The sequence below is a fragment of the Embleya sp. NPDC059213 genome (assembly GCF_042754445.1).
GTDB lineage: Bacteria > Actinomycetota > Actinomycetes > Streptomycetales > Streptomycetaceae > Embleya.
The window spans coordinates 1-21,656 of record NZ_JBHZAV010000005.1 but is presented as its reverse complement, the minus strand read 5'-3'; the positions used below and the strand labels follow the sequence as shown (position 1 = coordinate 21,656).

Annotated in this window: 20 protein-coding genes; 9 read left to right on the top strand and 11 right to left on the bottom strand. The window is 70.2% G+C overall.

The window, feature by feature from the left end; all coding sequences use genetic code 11:
- Window positions 1–29: 29 nt before the first annotated feature.
- The 6 genes from ccsB to hemL form a co-directional block, all read right to left on the bottom strand.
- Window positions 30–1,046, bottom strand: a complete 1,017-nt coding sequence (gene ccsB / locus ACFXMF_RS03480; RefSeq protein WP_360311924.1) for a c-type cytochrome biogenesis protein CcsB — start codon at window positions 1,044–1,046, stop codon at window positions 30–32.
- Window positions 1,047–1,090: 44 nt separating this feature from the next.
- Window positions 1,091–2,800: a cytochrome c biogenesis protein ResB gene (locus tag ACFXMF_RS03475; protein ID WP_360311805.1), complete on the bottom strand. Its 1,710-nt coding sequence runs from the start codon at window positions 2,798–2,800 to the stop codon at window positions 1,091–1,093.
- Entirely contained in the window at window positions 2,800–3,534 is a 735-nt protein-coding gene (locus ACFXMF_RS03470; RefSeq protein WP_360311803.1) for a cytochrome c biogenesis protein CcdA, read from the bottom strand. Before ACFXMF_RS03470 ends, ACFXMF_RS03475 begins: the two co-directional genes overlap by 1 nt.
- Window positions 3,535–3,560: 26 nt before the next feature.
- A complete protein-coding gene (locus ACFXMF_RS03465; protein WP_360311801.1) occupies window positions 3,561–4,175 on the bottom strand; it encodes a TlpA disulfide reductase family protein in 615 nt (204 codons plus the stop codon).
- A 126-nt stretch (window positions 4,176–4,301) separates the two neighbouring features.
- Window positions 4,302–4,982, bottom strand: a complete 681-nt coding sequence (locus ACFXMF_RS03460) for a histidine phosphatase family protein (protein WP_360311799.1) — start codon at window positions 4,980–4,982, stop codon at window positions 4,302–4,304.
- 2 nt (window positions 4,983–4,984) lie between these two features.
- Window positions 4,985–6,301 carry a glutamate-1-semialdehyde 2,1-aminomutase gene (gene hemL / locus ACFXMF_RS03455; protein ID WP_360311797.1) on the bottom strand — a complete coding sequence of 439 codons (1,317 nt, stop codon included), beginning with the start codon at window positions 6,299–6,301 and terminating at the stop codon, window positions 4,985–4,987.
- Between the two features lie 328 nt (window positions 6,302–6,629).
- Between hemL and ACFXMF_RS03450 the strand changes: the two genes are divergently transcribed.
- From ACFXMF_RS03450 to ACFXMF_RS03430, 5 genes are all read left to right on the top strand, one after another.
- A complete protein-coding gene (locus tag ACFXMF_RS03450; RefSeq protein WP_379989280.1) occupies window positions 6,630–7,622 on the top strand; it encodes a hypothetical protein in 993 nt (330 codons plus the stop codon).
- A 203-nt stretch (window positions 7,623–7,825) separates the two neighbouring features.
- Window positions 7,826–8,257, top strand: a complete 432-nt coding sequence (locus tag ACFXMF_RS03445; protein WP_020556484.1) for a hypothetical protein — start codon at window positions 7,826–7,828, stop codon at window positions 8,255–8,257.
- Window positions 8,258–8,341: 84 nt separating this feature from the next.
- Window positions 8,342–9,031 (top strand): TetR family transcriptional regulator, encoded by a 690-nt coding sequence (locus ACFXMF_RS03440; protein WP_360311793.1) that lies wholly within the window; start codon window positions 8,342–8,344, stop codon window positions 9,029–9,031.
- A 43-nt stretch (window positions 9,032–9,074) separates the two neighbouring features.
- On the top strand, window positions 9,075–10,013 hold the full coding sequence (locus ACFXMF_RS03435) for a TauD/TfdA family dioxygenase (RefSeq protein WP_360311791.1): 939 nt from the start codon (window positions 9,075–9,077) through the stop codon (window positions 10,011–10,013).
- A gap of 213 nt (window positions 10,014–10,226) precedes the next feature.
- Window positions 10,227–11,141, top strand: a complete 915-nt coding sequence (locus ACFXMF_RS03430; protein WP_379989277.1) for a helix-turn-helix domain-containing protein — start codon at window positions 10,227–10,229, stop codon at window positions 11,139–11,141.
- 649 nt (window positions 11,142–11,790) lie between these two features.
- On the opposite strand, the gene ACFXMF_RS03425 is transcribed toward ACFXMF_RS03430, so the two are convergent.
- The 5 genes from ACFXMF_RS03425 to ACFXMF_RS03405 all read right to left on the bottom strand — a co-directional run bounded on the left by ACFXMF_RS03425 (window position 11,791) and on the right by ACFXMF_RS03405 (window position 16,889).
- Window positions 11,791–11,979 carry a DUF397 domain-containing protein gene (locus tag ACFXMF_RS03425; RefSeq protein WP_360311787.1) on the bottom strand — a complete coding sequence of 63 codons (189 nt, stop codon included), beginning with the start codon at window positions 11,977–11,979 and terminating at the stop codon, window positions 11,791–11,793.
- Between the two features lie 291 nt (window positions 11,980–12,270).
- Window positions 12,271–13,113: a hypothetical protein gene (locus ACFXMF_RS03420; RefSeq protein WP_379989276.1), complete on the bottom strand. Its 843-nt coding sequence runs from the start codon at window positions 13,111–13,113 to the stop codon at window positions 12,271–12,273.
- A gap of 120 nt (window positions 13,114–13,233) precedes the next feature.
- Window positions 13,234–14,925, bottom strand: coding sequence for a serine/threonine-protein kinase (locus ACFXMF_RS03415; RefSeq protein WP_379989274.1), 1,692 nt, complete (start codon window positions 14,923–14,925; stop codon window positions 13,234–13,236).
- A 146-nt stretch (window positions 14,926–15,071) separates the two neighbouring features.
- Window positions 15,072–16,244: a cytochrome P450 gene (locus ACFXMF_RS03410; protein ID WP_360311781.1), complete on the bottom strand. Its 1,173-nt coding sequence runs from the start codon at window positions 16,242–16,244 to the stop codon at window positions 15,072–15,074.
- A gap of 18 nt (window positions 16,245–16,262) precedes the next feature.
- Window positions 16,263–16,889: a TetR/AcrR family transcriptional regulator gene (locus ACFXMF_RS03405; protein WP_360311779.1), complete on the bottom strand. Its 627-nt coding sequence runs from the start codon at window positions 16,887–16,889 to the stop codon at window positions 16,263–16,265.
- A 213-nt stretch (window positions 16,890–17,102) separates the two neighbouring features.
- On the opposite strand from ACFXMF_RS03405, the gene ACFXMF_RS03400 reads away from it, so the two are divergent.
- From ACFXMF_RS03400 to ACFXMF_RS03385, 4 genes are all read left to right on the top strand, one after another.
- Entirely contained in the window at window positions 17,103–18,278 is a 1,176-nt protein-coding gene (locus tag ACFXMF_RS03400) for a CaiB/BaiF CoA transferase family protein (protein WP_379989272.1), read from the top strand.
- 82 nt (window positions 18,279–18,360) lie between these two features.
- Window positions 18,361–19,065 carry a nitroreductase family protein gene (locus ACFXMF_RS03395; RefSeq protein ID WP_360311775.1) on the top strand — a complete coding sequence of 235 codons (705 nt, stop codon included), beginning with the start codon at window positions 18,361–18,363 and terminating at the stop codon, window positions 19,063–19,065.
- Window positions 19,062–19,913 carry an SDR family oxidoreductase gene (locus ACFXMF_RS03390; RefSeq protein ID WP_360311773.1) on the top strand — a complete coding sequence of 284 codons (852 nt, stop codon included), beginning with the start codon at window positions 19,062–19,064 and terminating at the stop codon, window positions 19,911–19,913. Before ACFXMF_RS03395 ends, ACFXMF_RS03390 begins: the two co-directional genes overlap by 4 nt.
- A 2-nt stretch (window positions 19,914–19,915) precedes the next feature.
- A complete protein-coding gene (locus tag ACFXMF_RS03385; protein WP_379989271.1) occupies window positions 19,916–21,508 on the top strand; it encodes an acyl-CoA synthetase in 1,593 nt (530 codons plus the stop codon).
- Window positions 21,509–21,656 lie beyond the last annotated feature (148 nt).

The following is a 21,656-nucleotide window of genomic DNA, read 5'->3' as shown; positions in this document are numbered from 1 at the left end:
CGGGGCAGACCGTTCGAGGCGACCGAGGCTCAGACGCCCGCGTACGAGTGCAGGCCGTTCACGAAGATGTTGACGCCGTAGTAGTTGAACAGGAAGCAGGAGAACGCGACCAGCGACACCGCCGCCGCCTTCGTGCCCTTCCAACCGGCCGTGGCGCGGGCGTGCAGGTAGGCCGCGTACGCCACCCAGGTGATGAAGGACCAGACCTCCTTGGGGTCCCAACCCCAGTAGCGACCCCACGCGTTCTCCGCCCAGATCGCGCCGCACACGATGGCGAAGGTCCACAGCGGGAAGATGATCGCGTTGACCCGGTAGGCGGTCTTGTCCAACGAGGCCGAACTCGGCAGTCGAGCCAGCTTGTCGTCGAAGCGGCCCGGCTTGGCCCCGGCCGGGTCGGCCTGCCGGCGCTCGTAGCCCTGCCGGAACAGGAACAGGATCGAGGCGAGCGCGCCGATGTGGAAGGCGCCGAACGAGACGATCGCGGACGCGACGTGGATCCACAACCAGTACGAGTCGAGCGCCGGGACCAGTTGTTCGGAGTCGGTGTAGAGCAGCGTGACCGCCACGCCGAGTGTGGTGAGCACCGGCAGCGTGACGAACAGGCCCAGCCAGCGCACCGGATACTTCCACAGCAGCACCAGGAAGGCCGCGACCACCACCAGCGACACCGAGGTGGAGAACTCGTACATGTTGCCCCACGGCGCCCGCTCGACCGAGATGCCGCGCGTGAGCACGGAGCCGGCCTGGAGCAGGAAGGCCAGCACGGTCAGCGAGACCGCGACCCGGCCGATCCGGTCGGCGCGTTCGCTGCCGCCCGACACGTCGCCCTGGTCGTCCGCGCCGGCGCCGTCGTGCCCGCCCTCGCGCAGCACCACCACCGGCCGCTCGGCCAGCGCGACCCCGCCGGCCGCGCCCACGGCGGCCGGCTCCAGCACCTCGACCGACAGGTCGGCCGAGCGTTTGGCCACCGCTCCGCTGCTGCCGAACGTCCATTCCATGCAATAGGCGAAGAACGCCATCAGGTAGACGGCGATCGCCGAATACATCAGCACATTGCTGAATTGGGCGAGGTTCTCGTTGACGCCCACGCTCACTCCTTGACCTTGGTGCCGGATGAGTTCGCCGGCGCGGCCTCGCGCAACGCGTCCACGAACTCCTGTACCTCTTCGCCGAGGCCCCCGCCCTCGGTGCGGGCGAGCCCGCCGACCTCGACGACCGTGTGGCCGTCGGGGCCCTCCACCGCACGCACCCACATCCGGCGGCGGCGGACGAACAGTGACAACACGAGCCCGAGAATGGCGGCCACCACGCTGAACAGCGCGAGCCCCTTGCCCGGCTCGCTGGCGACCTGGAAGTTGGCCCAGGTCTTGACGCCGTCGAAGGTGATGCTGCCGGCGCCGTTGGGCAGTTGCACGGTGTCGCCGACCTTGAGGGCCTTGCGCCACACGTCCGTGCCGTCCATGAACTTGGCCATCTTGTCGGCCTTGAGGGCGTAGATGTTCTGCGGGATGCCCGAGTCCATGCCCAGGTCGCCCTCGTAGCCGCTGATCATCAACCGCGGGTTGAGCAGCGAGGGGAACACCGAGATCGGACCGCGCCTGGGGTCCACCAGCAGGTTGCCGTCCGGGTCCATCGGCGCGCTCGGCAGGAACTGCGCGTCGAAGCCCAACTGCTTGAGTCCGATGCTCACGTCGGGGACCTTGATCACGCCGGTCGAGGTCCGATTGCCGTCCTGGGGCAGGAAGATGGTCGGGCCCTTGTAGGCGATCTTGCCCTTGGCGTCGCGTACGGTCACCTCCGGCGCGTAGCCGGTGGCGATCATGAAGACCTTGGTGTCACCCACCTGCAGTGGGTGGTTGACCTTGATCGTCCCCGACTTGTCCTTGCCCTCGTGGCCGTACCAGGACTCGATGTGCGCGGTGAACGACCTCGGCTCGCCGCGCTTGGCGCCGGTCGGCTGGAACGTCTGATCGACGGACTTGAGCCGGAACCCGAACGGCTCCAGGTTGTCCGCGTCCACGAGCGCACCGAACTGGCGGTCGTCGTACTGGGTGAGCACGTTCGCGAAGCTGCCGCCCTCGACGACGATCTTGCCGCCCTTGACGCTGTACAGACTGCCCAGCGCGAACGCGACCAGGATGCCGAACAGCGCGATGTGGAACAGCAGGTTGCCGGTCTCCCGGGCGTAGCCCTTCTCCGCCGCGATCGAATCGGCGGTCGGGTTCAGCCGGAAGCGGCGCTTCTTGAGCGCCCCTCGTGCCACCTCCAGCACCGCGTCCGGGTCCGCCGAGGTCTCCCAGCGCGCGTACGCGGGCAGCCGGGCGAAGTTGCGCGGCGCCGACGGGGGCTTGGCCCGCAGTGTCTTGGCGTGCGCCCAGCACCGCGGCACGATGCAGCCCGCGAGCGAAATGAACAGCAGGATGTAGATCGAGGCGAACCACCACGACGAGAACACGTCGAAGAGCTGGAACTTGTCCATGATCTTCGCGCGGTCGGGATGGTCGCGGAAATACTGGCTGACCTTGATCGGACTGACCGGCCGCTGCGGGATCAGCGTCGGTGGCGTGGCCGCGACCGACAGCAGGAACAGCAGGATCAGCGCGACCCGCATCGAGGTCAGTTGCCGCCACAACCAGCGCAGCCAGCCGACCACGCCCAACTGCGGTTGGCGCATCTCCGCGTCGCCGTCGTCCTGCGCGGGCGCCGTGGACATCCCGGCATCGGCTCGCTCCTCGGCGTCCGAGGTCCGCGCGAGGTCGTCGTCCCGTTCGAGGTCGTCGTCGGTGCGGGTCTGGCTCATCAGATTCCGATCGTGTATTGCCCGGCCCAGGACTGCAGCTCGCGCATGATGTGATCCCACGCACCGGTGAGCATCAGTACGCCGAGCAGTACGAGCATGCCGCCGCCCAGGCGCATCACCCAGACGTAGTGCTTCTTGACCCACCCGAACGCCCCGAGTGCCTTGCGGAACGCGAGCGCGGTGACCAGGAAGGGCACGCCCAGGCCCAGGCAGTAGGCCACCGTGAGCAGGGCGCCGCGGTTGGCGCTCGCCTCGCTCACGGACAGGTTGAGCACCGCGGTCAGGGTCGGGCCGATGCACGGCGTCCAGCCGATCCCGAACACCACACCCAGCAGCGGTGCGCCGACCAGCCCGACGGCCGGTCGCTGGTGCAGCCGGAACTCGCGTTGCATGCCCGGCAGTACACCCATGAAGGAGAGCCCGAGCACGATGGTGATCGCGCCGAAGACCTTGGTGATGATCGCCTGGTGCCTCAGCAGCGTCTCGCCGAAGTAGCCGAACGCCGCGCCCATGGAGACGAACACGGCGGTGAAGCCGAGCACGAACAGCAGGGTGCCCAGGAAGAGCCGGCCGCGCCGGGCGTCCTTGAGGTCGGCCCCGGACACCCCGGTGACGTAGCTGACGTAGCCGGGCACCAGGGGCAACACGCACGGCGAGAAGAACGAGATCAGCCCCGCGAGCAGGGCGATCGGCAGGGCCGCGAGCAGCGACCCGGTGTAGACCGTGTTGTTCATTCCCTCGGCTGCGACCAGCACCTCGATCAGGCCTTCTCGTTCGGCACCGGCTCGTTCAACACGGGGTCGATCATCGAGCGCAGTTCCTCGATGGTGACCGCGCGCAGCACCCGGGCCGCGATCCGACCCTCACGGTCGATGATCAGCGTGCTGGGGATGGCCTTGGGGTTCAGGTTGCCGGTGAACTTGAGGATCTCGCGCGCGTCCGGGTCCCACAGGCTCGGGTAGGTGATGCCCTTGCTGTTGGTGAACGCGAGCGCGTTGTCCTGGGTGGCGTCGCGGGTGTTGATCCCCAGGAACTGCACACCCTTGTCCGCGGTCTCGGTGTGTGCCTGCTGGAAGTCGGCGGCCTCGGCCCGGCACGGCGGGCACCACGAGCCCCAGACGTTGAGCACCACGACCTTGCCCTTGAAGTCGGCGAGGCTGATGTCCTTGCCTTCGAGCGTCTGGCCGGAGACCTTCGGGGCGGCGGTACGCGCGCCCACCGCGGCCCGCGCGATGCCGCTGTTGTCGCTGTCCACGTAGCCCTTGCCGTCGCCGCCGCTCTTGCCGCCGGCGCTCATCCCACCGCAGCCGGAGAGTGCGAGCAGGGCCGCGGCGGTGAGCAGCGCGGCACGACGAGGCAGGCGGCGTGTGAGCATGTGAAAAGTTTCGCATGCCTCCACGACCGCTCCACGCGGGGTCCGTCGTGCCGCTGACACTGCTTCATTTCATCCCGATTCGTCCCAAATAAATGGGGCGTCATGCCCCGAATTCACGGTTTTGCGTCAGGCTCCGAAGCTCTTGCCCTGCGCCTTGCCGGCGAGCTTGGCCGGGAGCAGGTCCCGGGCCGGTTCGCTGTAGCCGACGGAGACGATCTTGTCCCCCTCGTAGGTGAACGTGGTCAGCGACGCCAGCGAGCACTGCCGGTTGCGCGGGTCATGCCACAACCGCCGCCGCTCGACGAAGGAGCGGGTCACCCAGATCGGCAACTGGTGGCTCACGCAGACCGCCTCGTGCCCGCGCGCGGCGTCCCGGGCGGCGCCCAGCGCGCCCATCATCCGCACCACCTGCTCGATGTACGGCTCACCCCACGAGGGCTTGAACGGGTTGGTGAGGTGCTTCCAGTGCCCCGGGTTGCGCAGCGAACCGTCGCCGACCCCGAAGGTCTTGCCCTGGAAGATGTTCTCCGCCTCGATCAGCCGCTCGTCGGTGGCGATCTCCAGCCCGTGCCGGCCGGCGATCGGCGCGGCCGTCTCCTGGGCACGCTCCAGCGGCGAGGACACCACGTGGGTGATGTCGCGCCCGGCGAGATGGTCGGCGACCCGCTCGGCCATCTTGTTGCCCAGCTCCGACAGGTGGTAGTCGGGCAGGCGGCCGTACAGGATGCCGTGCGGGTTGTGCACCTCGCCGTGGCGCATGAGGTGCACGATCGTCACATCGCGATTGGTCTGCGGCTTCTGAGCCATCGTCAGTTCTCCTGGGCACTCGCTGCGGCGCGGGCTGCGGCCGGCAGCGCGTCGAGGATACGGTTCACGGCCGCGTCGTCGTGGGCGGCGGACAGGAACCACGCCTCGAACGCGCTCGGCGGCAGATACACGCCGGCGTCCAGCATCGCGTGGAAGAACGCGGAGAAGCGGAACGCCTGCTGTGTGCGTGCCTGGTCGTAGTCGTGCACCGGTCGATCGGTGAAGAAGATCGAGAACATGTTCCCGGCGGTGGACACGGTGTGTGCCACACCCTCCTTGGCCAGCGCGGCCGAGACCTCGGTGCGCAGCGCGAGCGAGACCCCGTCCAGGTGCTTGTACACCGCGTCGGTGCAGTGCCGCAGCGTGGTGACGCCGGCCGCGGTGGCGACCGGGTTCCCGGACAGCGTGCCGGCCTGGTAGACCGGGCCCAGCGGGGCCAGCCGGGACATCACGTCGGAGCGTCCGCCGAAGGCCGCCGCCGGGAAGCCGCCGCCCATCACCTTGCCGAAGGTCAGCAGGTCGGGCACGACACCCTCGATGCCGAACCAACCCGCCTTGGACACCCGGAAGCCGGTCATCACCTCGTCCGAGACGAACAACGCGCCGTGCCGCTCGCACAGTGCCTTGAGCCCGGCGTTGAAGCCGGGCCGCGGGGTGACCACGCCCATGTTGCCGGGCGCGGCCTCGGTGATCACGCACGCGATGTCGTCGCCGTGCACGGCGAACGCCGACTCGACGGCGGACAGGTCGTTGTAGGGGAGCACGATCGTGTCGGCGGCCGAGGCGCCGGTCACCCCGGGCGTGTCGGGCAGCGCGAAGGTGGCCAGGCCGGAGCCGGCGGCGGCCAGCAGCGCGTCCACGTGACCGTGGTAACACCCGGCGAACTTGATCACCTTGGCCCGACCGGTGAAGCCGCGGGCGAGGCGGATCGCGGACATGGTGGCCTCGGTGCCGGAGCTGACCAGGCGGACCTGTTCGACCGGGGCGATCCGGGAGACGATCTCCTCGGCGAGTTCGACCTCGCCGGCGCCGGGGGTGCCGAAGGAGGTGCCGCGCGCGACCGCCTCGCGCACGGCCTCCTGCACCGCGGGGTGGGCGTGGCCGAGGATCATCGGTCCCCAGGAGCACACCAGGTCCACGTATTCGCGGCCGTCCGCGTCGGTCAGATACGGACCTCGGCCCGAGACCATGAAGCGGGGCGTGCCGCCGACCGCGCGAAAGGCGCGCACCGGCGAGTTGACCCCGCCGGGGGTGACGGCCCGCGCACGCGCGAACAGGGCGGCGGAGGCGGGTGCGGGGTTCTCGTTGACAGAGCTCACCCGGCCATGCTCTCAAACAAACCGGGCACCCTCGTCGCCCCCGGCGGCGCGGCGCGACGGGCGCCGAAGGAGGGGCGCCGCGGTGCCCGAATGGACCGACCGGATGGGCGCCGGGGAGGGTGTGCACGGATTCGCGTTGGTTCCCGGGGATCCGGCAACCGAAACCGGGGGCCGGGAGCAGTATGATCGGACCACCCGGACCCGTGCCCACGGGTGAGGCATGTCCGGCGGGGTGCAGCACGACGATCGGGGTGCGCGCGTGGCGGCGAGAACACGTCGGAGTGGGCGGTCCGGGCGACACCACCGGATAGCCGGCGGTCTCGGACCGGTGCTCGCGACGCTGCTGTTGCTGGCCGGGACGGCCGCCTGCGGCGACAAGGACTCGGACGACGGCGGTACCACGGGGCTGCGCGGCGCGCTGGACGCGGTGCGGGACGACGCGTCCACCCGGGGTTGGTTCGAGTACGCCGACACGGCCGCGCTCACCAAGGCCAACGGCGGCACCGCCGCCACCGGGCCCTACGGCACGCTGCTCGGGATCGGCTCGCCCGATCTGGGCGGGCTGCGCGAACAGGTGGCACCGGCCCTGGGGTTCGACCCGAACAAGGCGCGCGAGGCGTGGTCGGCCGGCCGACCGCCGTACCAGGGCGGGGTGTTCGTCGGCGGCTTCGACAAGAAGACCGTGCTCGGCAAGCTCCAGGCACTGGGCGCCAAGCCGGATCCCGCCGAGCCGAAGGCACAACGGCTGCGTGGAGACAACGAGTTGGGCTTGGACGACGCGCTGTCCCAGAAACTGCCGCTGGGCAACAACCACTTCAACGTGATCCGGATCGCCGACCGGCAGATCGGCTACGGCTCGACGCTGCAGGGCGCCGACCTCACCCGCGGCGGCACCAGGCTCGGCGCCGACCCGACCGAGCGCGCGCTGGCGGACTGCCTGGACAAGCCGTTGGCCGCGGTGATCACCGATCGGGCCGCCGGTGGCGAGACCCCGAACGGGCCCAGGATCGCGGTCGGGGTGACCGGCAAGGCCGGCGCGCCGGGCACCGACGTGTTGTGCGTGGCGACCGGGTCGGAGCCGGCCGCCCGGGCCGAGGCCGAGCGACTGCGCGTCGTGTTCACCGGCGGCGGCAGCACCGCGCAGGGGGTGCCGTGGAGCACGGTGTTGACCGACGTGCGCGCCGCGGTGGTCGGCACGAACGTGGTGAAGATCACCGCGCGTTCCGCCGGTTCGGTGCGAACGGGCGTATTCGTCAAGGCGTTGAACGACATGTCGCTCGGCCGGACCTTCTCGGGCGGGCCGCCTGGCCGGGAGTCCTGACGCATGCCGGGGCGGGACCGGTTCCGAGTGGTGCACACCTGTTACCCAACCGCGGTACGGAATGCCCGGATGACCTGCGACGATCTTCAACGAGTCCCCTCGATCACCGATCAGACCGAGACAAGCGAGCAGGGAGCGATGGCGTCGGGCGCCACGGGTGTGCGCACGTGTCACGGAGCCGACCTCGGTCGGGCGGTGCACACGTGGGCGTGACATATGAGTACTTCGGCGCACCCGATCGCGCGACCGCGGCGCGGGTGCCTCCGCTGATCGATCCGACCGACACGGTGGAACGCCCCAGCAATTCCTACGTGTCGTTCGTGAAACCGGAGACGGTCAGCGCCATGGTGCTGTCGCTGCTTGGGGACACCCCGCAGGACGCGACGCCACCACTGGAGTTGGTCGTCCTGCACCCCGCGCACGCGGTGATGCAGTTGCCGCCGATGTTGATGGACGTGCTGCGCAACGCGACCGAGGAGGAACTGGGCGCGGCGGCCTTCATCTGGTCGACGTTCCCGGACCGTCGGGTGCCGCGCGACGCGTATCTGCTGTATCGGATGTTGCACGACTGGACCAAGTTCGCCCGCGAACTGCACCACGCCGGGCACCAGTTGTACTGCCTGATGCATTCGTAGCCGCGGCCGTCCCGGAGTGTCGGTGCCGACCCCCGTTCGATTAACCCACTTGAGTTATTAACCCGCGCGGTTTAACGTGCGTCCATGACAGGGACGCACGGCGCTTCGGCGTCGGACCGCGGTGCCGGCGCACGCCTTTTGATGATCGAGGCGGCGGAACGGCTGTTCGCCGAGCGCGGCATCAACGGGGTGTCGTTGCGGGAGATCGGTGCCCAGGCCGGGCAGCGCAACACCGCCGCGGCGCGCTACCACTTCGGGTCGAAGGAGACCCTGGTGGACGCGGTCTTTCGGCATCGCATGGAGCCGGTGAACGCTCGGCGCCTGGCGATGCTGGACGAACTCGACCGGGCCGGGCACGGGCACGACGCCCGGGGTCTGATCGAGGCGTTCCTGTACCCGCTCGCCGACACGCTGGGCGAGCCCGGCAAGCCCAGTTGGTACCTGCGCTTTTGCCTGCACGCCGCCTATGTGGAGGGCACCGCGGTGCGCGACCTGTCCCGCGAGGAGTGGACGCGCGGGATCCACACCGTGCGCGAGCGCCTGCTCGACCTGGCGGTCGAGGTGCCCGCGCGCGTCCGGGACGAACGCTGGGTGTTCCTGTCGTCCTACCTCACGCACGTACTCGCCGACCGCGAGATGGCGCTGCACCATCCCGGTCGGCACACGCCCACCGACCGGGAGGTCTTCCTGGCGGGTCTGACCGACACCGCCCTCGCCCTCTTCCTGGCCCCGGTCTCCGCCCGGACCGAGGCCGCTCTCGAACAATCCCGCTAGGTCCCGCCCGGCGCGGGACCCCCTTGGTTCCGGAGGTTCGGCCATGACGAGCACCATCGACCAGCCCACCTATGCAGACCCCACCCCCGCCTCGGCCGCCGCACTGGGCCTGGAGGTCCGGCCGATGGCCGGGAACATCGGCGCCGAGATCTTCGGCGCCGACCTGACCCGGCCGCTCACCGACGAAGCGGTCGCCGAGATCCGCGCGATCTGGCTGAAGTGGAAGGTGGTCTTCTTCCGCGACCAGCACCTCACCCAGGAGCAGCACAAGGCGTTCGGCCTGCGCTTCGGCGAACTCGCGCCCGGGCACCCGACGTTGCCCGCCGCGTTCCCCGACCACCCGGAGATCCTGCTGCTCGACAACGAGAAGTTGGGCATGGGCGGCGGCGGCAGCTTCGTGGAGAGCCGCTGGCACACCGACGTGACCTTCATTCCCGACCCGCCGACCGCGTCCATCCTGCGCGGAGTGATCGTGCCGCCCTACGGTGGCGACACCCAGTGGGCCAACCTGGCGCTGGCCTACGAGCAGTTGTCCGACCCGCTCAAGGAGTTGCTCGACGGCCTGCACGCGGTGCACCACAACACGCTGCCGATCAAGCGCGGCGAACTGCCGGGCAAACTCGCCAAGCAGTTCCTCGGGGAGGGGCTGCGCGCGGTGCACCCGGTGGTGCGGGTGCACCCGGAGACCGGCGAGAAGGTGCTGTTCGTCAACCCGAACTTCACCAGCCACATCCTCGAACTGTCCCGGCAGGAGGGCACGCACATCCTGGAGATGCTCTACGCACACATCGCCGACGCGGAGTTCAGCGTGCGATTCCGCTGGCAGCCGGGCAGCATCGCGTTCTGGGACAACCGCGCGACGGTGCACCTGGTGCCCACGGACGTGCCCCCGGGCATGCGCCGTTCGATGCAGCGGGTGACCCTGCAGGGCGCCAACTCGGTCGGCCCGGACGGCGCCGAGTCCTACGCCCTGGAGGGCTGACCGCCCCCGGGATCACCGATCGGCTTCGCGTGTGGGGATCCGGCGCCTCGTCGGCTGACGGGGCGTCGGATCCGCCGGTCGCACATCGATGCGGGGGCTTGTCGGGTCGGCCGATTCGACGGGATGCTGTTCTCCGGGTGGCGTTTGTGCACCACCCGTTCTGCGCCCTCGCTAGATGCGAGATCGCTGCCGACAGCCTTTGGGGGGCGGCCGATGGGTACACGGGACCCGATGTTCCAGGGGCGCAGGCTCCGGGCACTCCTGCGTCAGACGCGCGAGGAGTGCGGGTTCATCCAACGGGACGTCGCACTGGAGATGGACTGGTCGCTGTCCAAGCTGATCCGGATCGAGACCGGCCAGGTCAACATCTCCACCACCGACCTCAAGGCACTGCTCCAGCACTATCGGGTGGTCGAACCCGACCGCGTGGCCGAGTTCATCGACATGGCCAGGGCATCCAAGCAACGCAGTTGGTGGTACGCGTACCGGAACATCCTGACCACCGAGGCGAAGGTGTTCCTGGGCTACGAATCCTCGGCCATGGTCATCCGCAACTTCGAACCCCTCCTGGTTCCCGGCCTGTTACAGACCGAGGAGTACGCCCACGAGGTGCTCCGGGTGGTGACCTCGCCCGACGACACCACCCTGGACGAGGCGGTCGCACTGCGGATGGAGCGTCAGGAGCGGCTGATCCGCCCGGACGGGCCCACGCTGCACTTCATCGTCGACGAGAGCGTGATGCACCGCACCGTCGGCAGCCCGGCCGTGATGCGCCATCAGATGCGCCGCATCCGCGAGTACGCGGAGTGGCCCAACATCACCGTGCGCGTGGTGCCGTTCTCGTCCGGCCTGTACTCGCGGGCCCGAATCGCCTACCAGCTCATGGAGTTCCAGGACGTCGCGGACGAGGCGGTCCTGTTCATCGAAAACCCGTCCGGTGACATCATCATTCGCGAGGGCAACCCGGAGGACCCGCCGACGGTCTCGCCGTTGTCCTACCTGGAGACCTTCTGGGGTCTGGAACAGCTCGCCGCGCGAGAGCACACACCGGCCCTGCTGGACGCCGCGCTCGAACGCTTCGCCCCCGGCTCGCCGCATCATCCCCACCCCGGCGATCCGGTCGAGTAGCGGATCTGCCGAGGGCAGAGTGGCAGCAGGCCGGCTGACTGCACGCGCGCAGCCAGGATGCGAGTTGAATACATCCCAAGAGCCACTTGGCTGATTGCTTGTTCCTGCGCATAATGACAGATGGGTATCCGTTGCTCGATGTCGATGAGCAGCACGGTTTCGCAGCGGCCACTGCGAGGCTTCGAACGAGTTGTTCCGAGGGTCAGATTTTATGACTTACCGGGGCAACTCGTTCTTTTTTGCATGGGACCCACGTATAGGGGACTCGACTCACTCTGGCGGAAGCAGACATCTCCATGCACAATCACAGATGAGGGCGCAATCGCCGTCCCCCCGCCCCTGCACGGTACACACCGTCGGCAAGAAAGGACGCCTGATCGAAGAAAGGGGGTGAACTCGTGCAGGACGACTTCGAGAGGATGCTTCGCGTGATCTTTCTGCTGGTAGCCGTGGCCGCGGTGACAGCGGGAGCGCTTTATTACACGCTCCGGGCCGCCGGACTGCTCACTCTCATCGGATAACGGATACCAACCCGCTCCGGGCCTCGTGCCCATATCCCTCGCGGCCTGCCGTCAGGCAGGCCGCCTTGCGTGTCGGAACCCGGTCGGTCGTCGGGACATCACTGCCGCCGTCGCCGACAAGGAGTGCGTCAATCCGAAAGTCGACCGGTGGCACAGAGGAACGCTCCCCACGATCGATCCCCGAAGGCGAGTCGCAATACGGGCGCCTTCGAGTCCCTGACCTGGACTTCGTCACCCAGCCTGGCCTCGACACAGTTGGTCGCCGCGCTCGCACTGCTCTTGCGCCACGAACGTCCCAGCGGCTCGAACTCCGCCATGGCTTGCCTCCGGAAAAGGGCTGATGAGAATAGGGAAGCCGACAGCCGGATGATTCCGTGCAGGGTCGTCACCTCTGCGGGTTGACCGGCTTCGAGGGCGCGCGCACAGCTTAGCGCCACAGCTCCGTCGCAAGCGAAATCCGGTCACGTCCATCCGTATGAAACCCGTGGATGTCGGCTGGCGAATTGCCAGGTGGCGAATTGCCCGGTCGCTCACCCGTTTGCAGCACTCCCGACCCGCCCGGATATGCCCGGTGAACGGGAGAAGGCGAAAGCCTTGAATTCGGAACATCAGGGCCCTGATCCGTTCTTTCCCAGGCGATCCCGGAGGCCGGCGACCAATCGGAGGAACGCGTCCGTGGGGGGCACCCCGCGCGGGTCGATGACGGTCTCCTGGACCACCGCCACCACCGGGCCGCTGCGCACGATGCCGTAGTCCACGTACTGGTCCAGGTTGCCGTTGATCACACCCTGGGTGCGCCACACGTCGCCCTCTTTGTCCAACGCCTTGATCCGGGGCAGGCCGTCCGCGGCCGGATTGGGCTGATTGTCCGGACAGGATCCGGCCAGGCCGCCGGTGACGTCGGTGGCCGCCACCGCGGCGGTGCGCTCGTCCGGGTAGCGGACCAGGCGGACCAGGCCGCCGCCCTGTCCGTCGTGGTTGAACACCCGCTCCTGTGCTTCCACCGCGCCGAGCCCGGCGAGGGTCTGCGTCGCACACGGGCCCAGGTTCTCGGCCAGCGCGGTCCGGGTCTCGGTGACATGCCAGTTCTCGTACACCCCGGCCACCACCGGAAACTCCTGCGCACTCGGGAAGAGCGCGTCGCTCAGCGCCGCCGGGGTGGTACTGGTCACCGGGCTCGCCGCCGGCGGCGGCGCGGCGGCCTCCCGGTGCGGCGGCCCGTCGTCGCCGGATCCGAGTCCCACCACGGTCGCCCCACCGGCGAGCAGCACGAGCGAGGCGGCGCCGACCAGGACCCGGTTGCGCAGGCGTCGGCGGCGGAACACCTTGTGGATGCCCGCGACGGGCGGCGGCGGGACCTGTGGGGCGAGCTGCACCACGAGTTCCCGAAAACGCTCGTCGAGTCGCTCCACGTCGTGGCCGTCGTCCGCGTCCTCAGGGCTGTGCCGCATGTCCGAACTCGCCATTCCCCACTCGACCGGGCATTCGTGGCCCGACAGGCCGTTCCGCATTCGACAGGTGTTCAGTTTGACGTACGGGCCGCGCGCCATGGTTCCCGGCCGGTGGGGGGCTCATCCGGACTTGCGGGTGAGGGTGCCCCGCGATGTCGAGGTCAGCAGGCCGTTGCCCGGCGAGACGTAGGACATGGTGGGCGGCGTCAACTTGAGTTCGACGTCGCCGTCCACGCAGCCCGAGTTGCGGGTCAGGTGGCTGGTCAACCGGAGGCCGGTGTCCGCCGAGACCGAGAGCAGTTCCAGATCGGCCTCGCAGTCGGCCTTCTCGCCGAGCTGCCCGGTGGCGGTGAGCCGGCTGGTACCGACCTTCTTGTCGCCCACCTTTCCGCCGGTCAGCGTGATGGTGATCTCGGAGGCGCTGTTGTAGTCGGAGCGTGCGGACCCGGACCAGGTGCCCACGTATGTCTGCGGCAGTGCGGTCGAGCCGGTCGGGGGCGAGGCGGTGTTCGAACTGCTGCTGCTCGGTCCGCCGGACGCCTTCGGGTCCGTGTCGGTCACCGGCGACCGGCGCCCCTCGTCGGAGCTGCGCCCGCCGGCGCCCGAGCCGCCGTCGTCGCCCTCCCACGGCCGCAGCACCCCCAACGTGACGGCGCCCGCGATCAGCACGGCGGCGAGCGGGTACACCGGGCGACGCCGCCACCACGGGCGGTGCGCCGGGGTCGGCGGCGGTACGTACGTCTCGGCCGCCACGCCCGCGAAGGGTGCGGCGGCGGGCGCGGGGACCCAGGGCGGCGGGGTCGCGGGGCCCGGCGGCACGTCCACCGGCCGGGGCGGCGCCGTCGCCGCGCGCGAGCGGTCGTCCCACGTGGGCGCGCCGGTGCCCGCGGACACGAACGAGCCCGCGTCCGGCGCGCCGTCGTCGTCGAGTTCGAGCAATTCGATCGCGCGTCGCGACAACGCGGTGGTCAGGTCCGCAGGCAGCCAGTTGCCCGCCACCAGGTCGGTCGTACCCTCCGGCGCCAGTGCGGCGAGCAGCTCGGCGGGAGTGGGGCGCGAGGCCGCGTGCTTGGCCATGCACGCGCCGACGATCTCGCGCAGCGCGACCGGCACATCGTCCAGGCGCGGCTCCTGCGCGACGATCCGGTACATCAGTGCCTGTCCGCTGCCCTCGCCGAACGGTCCCGTACCGGTCGCGGCGAACACCAGCACCGAGCCGAGCGAGAACACGTCGCTGGGCGGCCCGATGTCGCGCCCGTCGACCTGCTCGGGCGACATGAAGCCGGGCGATCCGACGGTGTGCCCGGTCCGGGTGAGCACCGACGCGTCCATCGCGCGCGAGATGCCGAAGTCGATCACCCGCGGCCCGTCCAGGGACAGCAGCACGTTGGAGGGTTTGATGTCCCGGTGCACCAGACCGGCGTCGTGCACCGCCACCAGCGCCTCGGCCAGGCCCGCGCCGAGCGTGCGCACGGTCTCCGCGGGCAGCGCCCCGCGCCCGGACACCGCCTCGTAGACGCTGGGGCCGGCGACGTATCCGGTGACCACCCACGGCGTGCGGGCCTCGGTGTCGGCGTCCAGCACCGGCGCGGTCCAGGCGCCGCCGACCCGCCGCGCGGCGTCCACCTCGCGGCGGAAACGTTCGCGGAAGCCGGGATCGTCCGCCCACTCGGCCCGGACCACCTTGATCGCGACGACCCGACCGCCCCGGTTGCGCCCGAGGTAGACCCGACCCATGCCGCCCGCCCCCAGCACGCGGAGCACCCGGTAGCCGCCGATCTGCCGCGGATCCTCGGGCTCCAGCGGTTTCACAGGACATCCCCCTCGTCGTCCGGCAGTTGGCCAGAGAATACGCGGGTGTCCGCATTTGGGGGGTCCCGGGCGGCCGGACCGGACCGGATCCGAGGCGCTTCCCTCGGGTGGGGTCCGGGCCGGCGCACCGACGGCCGACGGGCGGCTCAGAACTCGACGGGCAGCGCGATCAGGCCGCGGATGAAGGACGACGGGCCGTGCGCGAGGGTGGCGTCCGGAGCCAACCGCAGGTCGGGCAGCCGGCGCAGGAGTTCCTCGAAGGCGACCCGGATCTCCAGCCGGGCCAGCGAGGAGCCGAGGCAGAAGTGCGGCCCGGTGCCGAACGCGATGTGCTGGTTGGGCGTGCGGAAGGCGTCGAAGCGCTCCGGCTCGGTGAACACCTCGGCGTCGCGGTTGGCGGCTCCGTACAACATCATCACGATCGAGTCGGCCGGGATCACCGTGCCGTGCAGCTCCACGTCACGTGTCGTATGCCGGGCCATGTTGACCACCGGCGACACCCAGCGCAGCGATTCCTCGACGGCCGAGGGGATCAGCGTCGGGTCCGCGCGCAGCCTGGCGAGTTGTTCGGGGTTGCGCAGGAGCGCGGCGATGCCGCCGGAGATCACGTTGCGTGTGGTCTCGTTGCCGCCCACGAGCAACAGCAGGGATTCGCCTATGAGTTCGTCGAAGCTCAACTTCTCGCCGTCGATCTCCGCACCGACCAGGATGCCGATCAGGTCGTCCGAGGGGGTCTTGCGGCGGTCCTCGATCACCTGCGTGGTGTAGGCGACGTACTCGGTGAACGCCTCGCCCGCCTTGTGGCTGAGTTCGCCGCCGTCGGAGAGCATCACCATCACGTCGGCCCAGTGCTGGAGCTGGTCGCGGTGCTCGGCGCCGACCCCGAGCAGTTCGCCGATCAGCGTCATCGGCAGCGGCGCGGAGAACTGCCGGACCAGGTCGGCGCTGCGACCGCCCGCGATCATCGCGTCGATCAGCGAGGTCACGATGTCCCGGACGTGATCCTCCATCGCGGCGATCTGCCGGGGGGTGAAGCCCTTGGAGACCAGCTTGCGACGACGGTAGTGGGTCGGGTCGTCGGAGTCGATCATCGAGGGCTGCGGGTAGCCGAGCGGGCGCGAGCCCTTGGCCGAGGAGAACAGTTCGGGATTGCGCTCGGCCCAGGCCAGGTCGGCGTGCCGGCTCAGGCCCCAGACGCCGGCGCGCTCGCTGTAGTAGACGGGTGCGTGCTCGCGCAGCCAGGCGTAGTCGGCGAAGGGGTCACCGGCGTACCAGTCCCGGTCGAGCAGGTGGATGTCGCGGGTCGTGGGAGCCGTCATGGCAAGCCTCCGAAATGGTCATGTGGGGAGCGGAACGAAGAGTCGGACGGCGGTACGCATCAGGTCCTGTACCTCGTCGAGCGCGCGGCCCCGCGCGGTGAGGCTCACCAGGCCCGAGAGCAGGACGTGACCCAGCACCGTCTCGATGTCGCGCCGCCGGGCCGGGTCGGCGCCGTCCTCGCCGTCGGCGGTGTCGCCGAAGGCCAGGCCGGTGATCCGGTGGATGCTCTGGTGGAAGGTCTCCTGCGACTGGCCGGCGGACGCGTCCGGTGCGGTCGCGGCCTGCACCACGGCCTCGGTCAGCAGCCGGTTCTCCGCGCTGACCTCGACGATGCGGCACAACAGGGCGGCCAGTCGGCCGGCCGGGTCCGCAGGCAGCGGGCGAGCCGCGAGTTCGTCGGCGAGCTCGCCGATCCACAGCGCGGACACCTCGCTCAGCAGGTGGTTCTTCGACGTGAAGTAGCGATACACGGTGGCCCGGGCCACCCCCGCGCGGTCCGCGACGTCGTGCATCGTCACGGCCGCGTAGCCACCCTCCAGGGCGAGGTCGCACGCGGCACGCACCAGCCGCTCGCGCCGGGCCTGTTGGTCCCGGGTGAGCGATCTGGTGAGGGTGATCGTCGAGCTGATGCGGGGTTCGGCCACGAGAGAGCCTGTCCTGTCGGGTCGCGCTTCGGGATGGGTGCGGCGGGCCGGGTGCGGGTCCGGCGCGGGGAGCGCCGGGTCCGAGGTGGTGCGCCGACTCGTTCCGCGGTGATCTTGCCTACCGATGAGACGGAAGTCTAGTCTGACGTCTCGTCAGATTAAGTGAGAACGTGTTTCAGTAATTTCGGGGCCCGATCGATCGCCGGAGACGCCGTGACCGCCAGAAAAGGACCCCTCGCAGGCATTCGCGTGGTGGAGTTCGTCGGCCTCGGGCCGGGCCCGTTCTGCGGGATGTTGCTCGCCGACCTGGGCGCCGAGGTGCTGCGCGTGGATCGCGCGGACGAGGCCCGCAAGGGCTTCACCAAGCCGCCGCGCAATCCGATGAACCGGGGCAAACACTCGATCGCGGTCGACCTCAAGCACCCGGACGGGGTCGAGTTGGCGCTGCGCCTGCTCGCCGACGCCGACGCGCTGATCGAGCCGTTCCGGCCCGGCGTGATGGAACGCCTGGGTCTGGGTCCCGACGTGGTCGCCCAGCGCAACCCGCGGCTGGTCTACGGCCGGCTGACCGGCTGGGGCCAGAGCGGGCCGCTCGCGTCGGCGGCCGGGCACGACATCGACTACATCGCGTTGGCCGGGATGCTGGAGCCGATCGGCCGGGCCGGCCAACCGCCGAGCATTCCGCTCAACCTGATCGGCGACTTCGGCGGCGGCGGCCTGCTGCTCGCCTTCGGCCTGGTCGCGGCGCTGCTGGAGGCGGGCCGCTCGGGCCGGGGCCAGGTGGTGGACGCGGCGATGATCGACGGGGCGGCGACGCTGGGCGCGACCTGGTTCACCATGGGCGCCGCCGGGATGCTCGGCCCGCGCGGGACCAACATGCTCGACGGCGGCGCGCCGTTCTACGACGTGTACGAGACCGAGGACGCCCGGTACGTCGCGGTCGGCGCGATCGAGCCGAGGTTCTGGGCCGAGCTGATCCACCGGCTCGGGCTGGCCGAGGACCCGGTGTTCGCCGACTTCGCCAAGCAGCACGACCGGGCGCACTGGCCCGCGATGAAGGCCCGGCTCGCCGAGGTGTTCGCGGGCCGCACCCGGGACGCGTGGTGTGCGCTCCTGGAGGGCACCGAGACCTGCTTCGCGCCGGTGCTCTCCCCCGGCGAGGCCCCGGCGCACCCGCACCACGTCGAGCGCGGCACCTTCCTGCACGCCGACGGGCTGCCCGAACCGGCCCCGGCGCCGCGCTTCTCCCGTACGCCCGCCGCCGAGCCGGCCCGGCCGGTGCACCCGGGGCCCACCGCGCAGGGCGGCGACACCGACACCGCGCTGGCCGGGTGGGGACTGGGCACGACCGAGATCGAGCGTCTGCGGGACGCGGGCGCGATCGTCTGACTTCGCGTCACCGCCCTTGCGGGCTACGGGTACCACGGATCACGGATCAGGCACAGGGATCAGGGACGAGACAGGGGAGCAGATGGAACTTCATGAAGCGCTGTACACCACACGCGCGATGCGCCGGGTCGCGCCGGATCCGATCCAGTACGACGTGCAGGCCCGCATCCTGGACGCGGCGGTACGCGCGCCCAGCGGCGGCAACACCCAGGGCTGGCGCTTCCTGCTCGTGGACGACCCGGGCGTCAAGGGTCGACTGGGTCCGCTGTACCGGGACGCGATGGACAGCCTGTGGAAGACCCTGTACGCACCGCGCGTGGCCGCCGCCGAGGCGGACCCGGACAGCGCGGAGAGCCGGTCCTTCGTCCGGGTGCGGCGCTCGTCGCAGTGGCTCGCGGACAACTTCGAGCAGGTCCCGCTGTTCATGTTCGGCTTCGCCCGGCACGATCCCACCGGCGGCTCGATCTTCCCGGCGGTCTGGAGCGCGATGCTGGCCGCGCGCGCCGAGGGGGTCGGCAGCGCGCTGACCGCGGTACTCGGCATCTCGCATCGGGACGCGGTCCTGGAGGTGCTCGGGGTGCCGCCCGGCGAGGGCTGGCACATGGCGTGTTGCGTGTCGTTCGGCTACCCGACCGGCACGTGGGGCGTGGCGCCCCGGACGTCGGCGCACGAGGTGGCGTATCGCAACACCTGGGGCGCGTCGATCGGGTTCGAGGTACCGGCACCGATGTGGCCGGCCGACGGTGCGGCGTACGTGCCCACCACGTTCGAAGGAGATGCCCGGTGACACGTGCCGACCTGCCGCTGCGGGACACGGTGGCCCTGGTGACCGGAGGGGGCAGCGGGATCGGATTGGGCTGCGCGCGACGGTTCGCCGCCGACGGCGCGCATGTGCTGATCGCCGGCCGCAGTGCGGACCGACTGCGCGGCGCGGTGGCCGAGTTGGAGAAGATCGCGCCGACCGGGGTACGAATCGCGGCCGCGGTGACCGACGTGACCGACGAGGATCAGGTCCGCGCGACGGTCGCAAGTGCGGCCGAACTCGGTTCGCTGCGCGCGGTGGTCGCCTCGGCGGGTGGCAACACCACGATGGGGCCTCTGACTTCGCTCGACACGGACAAGTGGCGCGAGACGGTCGAGCTGAACCTGACCGGCACCATGCTGGTGCTCAAGCACACGGCCCGGCTGATGGCGGCGGGCGGCGGCGGCTCGTTCGTGGCGATCTCCTCGATCGCCTCGACCCTGACCCATCGCTGGTTCGGCGCGTACGGCGTGAGCAAGGCCGGCATCGACCACCTGGTCCGGCTCGCCGCCGACGAACTCGGCGCGAGCGGTGTCCGGGTGAACAGCATCCTGCCCGGCCTGGTCGCCACCGAGATGGTCGACGCGGTCACCCAGGGCGGCCCGGTGCTGGACGACTACCTGGCCTGCACGCCGCTCGGCCGGGTCGGGCAGGCCGACGACATCGCCTCGCTCGCCGCCTTCCTGGTCGGCCCCGAGTCGACCTGGATCACCGGCCAGAACATCAACGTGGACGGCGGCCACCACCTGCGCCGGGGTCCGGACTTCCGGGCCTTCCTGGAGCCGGTCTTCGGCGCCGACGGCCTGCGCGGCATCGTCGCGGAAGGGAACTGACAATGACCCAGCGGGTATTCAACCTGGCGGACCTGTTCGAGGTCGTGGTGGACGCCTGTCCGGATCGGCTCGCGCTGGTCGCGGGCGAGGTCCGACTGACCTACCGCGAGTTGGACGAGCGGTCCAACCGGGTCGCCCACGCGTTCGTCTCGGCGGGGCTGGCCACCGGCGCGCACATCGGCATCTACTCGCGCAACCGGGCCGAGTGGCTGGAGGCGATGATCGGCGCGTTCAAGGCGCGCATGGTGCCGATCAACATCAACTACCGCTACGTCGAGGACGAACTGCGCTACATCGTCGACAACGCGGACCTGACCGGGCTGGTCGTCGAGCGTGGGTACCTGCCCAAGGTCGCCGCGGTGCGGGGCGGGGCGCCCGGGCTCGCGCACGTGTTCGTGCTCTCGGACGAGTTCGATGGGCAGGTCGACGAGCAGCTCGACGGGAGCGTCGACTACGAGAAGGCGCTTGCCGCGGAGAGCGGTGCCCGGGACTTCGGGCAGCGCTCCCCCGAGGACCGGTACATGGTCTACACCGGGGGGACCACCGGCTTTCCCAAGGGTGTCGAGTGGCGCTCGCACGACATCTTCTGCTCGGCGATGGGCGGCGGGAACTTCGGTGGAGAGCCGATCGCCGATCCCGAACTGCTCGCCGCCAAGGCCGAGGGCGCCCCACTGGTCCAGATGTTGACCACTCCGCTGATGCACGGCAACGGCCAGTGGGTCACCTGGATCACCCTGTTCAGCGCGGGCACCGCGGTGCTGTGGACCGGGCTGCGCTACGACCCGGCCGAGATCCTGCGCATCGTCGAACGTGAGGGCTGCGTGACGATGATGCTGGTCGGCGACGCGATGGCGCGCCCGATCGCGGACGAGTTGGAGGGTGGCGGTCACCGGGTGCAGACGCTCAAGGTGATCGGCTCCGGCGGCGCGCTGCTCTCCCCGTCGGTCAAGGCCCAGCTCACCCGGCTGGTCCCCGGCCTGTACATCGCCGACAGCTTCGGCGCCTCGGAGTTCGGTGCGGGCAGCTCGCAGACCCCCGGCGGACGTTTCCCGCTCAAGCCCAAGACTGCGGTGCTCGGCGAGGACCTGCGCCCGGTGGGCGTGGGCGAGAGCGGCCGGATCGCCCGGACCGGATACATCCCGATCGGCTACTACAAGGACCCGGTCAAGACCGCGGACACCTTCCACGTCGACCCGGACGGCGTGCGCTGGGTCATCCCCGGCGACTTCGCCCGGGTCGAGGACGACGGCGACGTGACGCTGCTCGGCCGCGGCTCGGTGTGCATCAACACCGGCGGCGAGAAGGTCTTCCCGGAAGAGGTCGAGGGTGTGCTCAAGGCACACCCGGCGGTGTACGACGCGGTCGTGGTGGGCGTCCCCGACCCCCGCTTCGGCGAACGGGTGGCGGCGGTCGTCTCGCTGCGACCGGGGCACACGCTGACGGCGGAGGACGTGGCCGAGCACGCGCGGGAGCAGTTGGCGGGGTACAAGATCCCGAGGGAGTTGGTCACCGTCGCGGAGGTGCCGCGGACGCCGGCGGGGAAGCCGGACTATCGGTGGGCCCGGGAGACGGCGGTGGGGGTGGTGGGGGGGTAGGGGTGGCGGAGCGGGCGGGTGGGCGGCTTTCGGCGATGCGGCGTTGCTTCTATTTGGGCGCCTTCGGCGCCGGCTCGCGAGGCACCACTTTTTTGCTCCGTCGCGGGCTCCTCCACAAAAAAGTGGCCCCTCGCTCGTGACTTCGTGT

Bases quoted from the DNA above. Each gene is read 5' to 3' on its own strand.
- ccsB (WP_360311924.1), bottom strand. From the start codon at position 1,046: ATGTATTCGGCGATCGCCGTCTACCTGATGGCGTTCTTCGCCTATTGC.
- ACFXMF_RS03475 (WP_360311805.1), bottom strand. From the start codon at position 2,800: ATGAGCCAGACCCGCACCGACGACGACCTCGAACGGGACGACGACCTC.
- ACFXMF_RS03470 (WP_360311803.1), bottom strand. From the start codon at position 3,534: ATGAACAACACGGTCTACACCGGGTCGCTGCTCGCGGCCCTGCCGATC.
- ACFXMF_RS03465 (WP_360311801.1), bottom strand. From the start codon at position 4,175: ATGCTCACACGCCGCCTGCCTCGTCGTGCCGCGCTGCTCACCGCCGCG.
- ACFXMF_RS03460 (WP_360311799.1), bottom strand. From the start codon at position 4,982: ATGGCTCAGAAGCCGCAGACCAATCGCGATGTGACGATCGTGCACCTC.
- ACFXMF_RS03440 (WP_360311793.1), top strand. From the start codon at position 8,342: ATGACAGGGACGCACGGCGCTTCGGCGTCGGACCGCGGTGCCGGCGCA.
- ACFXMF_RS03435 (WP_360311791.1), top strand. From the start codon at position 9,075: ATGACGAGCACCATCGACCAGCCCACCTATGCAGACCCCACCCCCGCC.
- ACFXMF_RS03430 (WP_379989277.1), top strand. From the start codon at position 10,227: ATGGGTACACGGGACCCGATGTTCCAGGGGCGCAGGCTCCGGGCACTC.
- ACFXMF_RS03425 (WP_360311787.1), bottom strand. From the start codon at position 11,979: ATGGCGGAGTTCGAGCCGCTGGGACGTTCGTGGCGCAAGAGCAGTGCG.
- ACFXMF_RS03420 (WP_379989276.1), bottom strand. From the start codon at position 13,113: ATGCGGCACAGCCCTGAGGACGCGGACGACGGCCACGACGTGGAGCGA.
- ACFXMF_RS03410 (WP_360311781.1), bottom strand. From the start codon at position 16,244: ATGACGGCTCCCACGACCCGCGACATCCACCTGCTCGACCGGGACTGG.
- ACFXMF_RS03395 (WP_360311775.1), top strand. From the start codon at position 18,361: ATGGAACTTCATGAAGCGCTGTACACCACACGCGCGATGCGCCGGGTC.
- ACFXMF_RS03385 (WP_379989271.1), top strand. From the start codon at position 19,916: ATGACCCAGCGGGTATTCAACCTGGCGGACCTGTTCGAGGTCGTGGTG.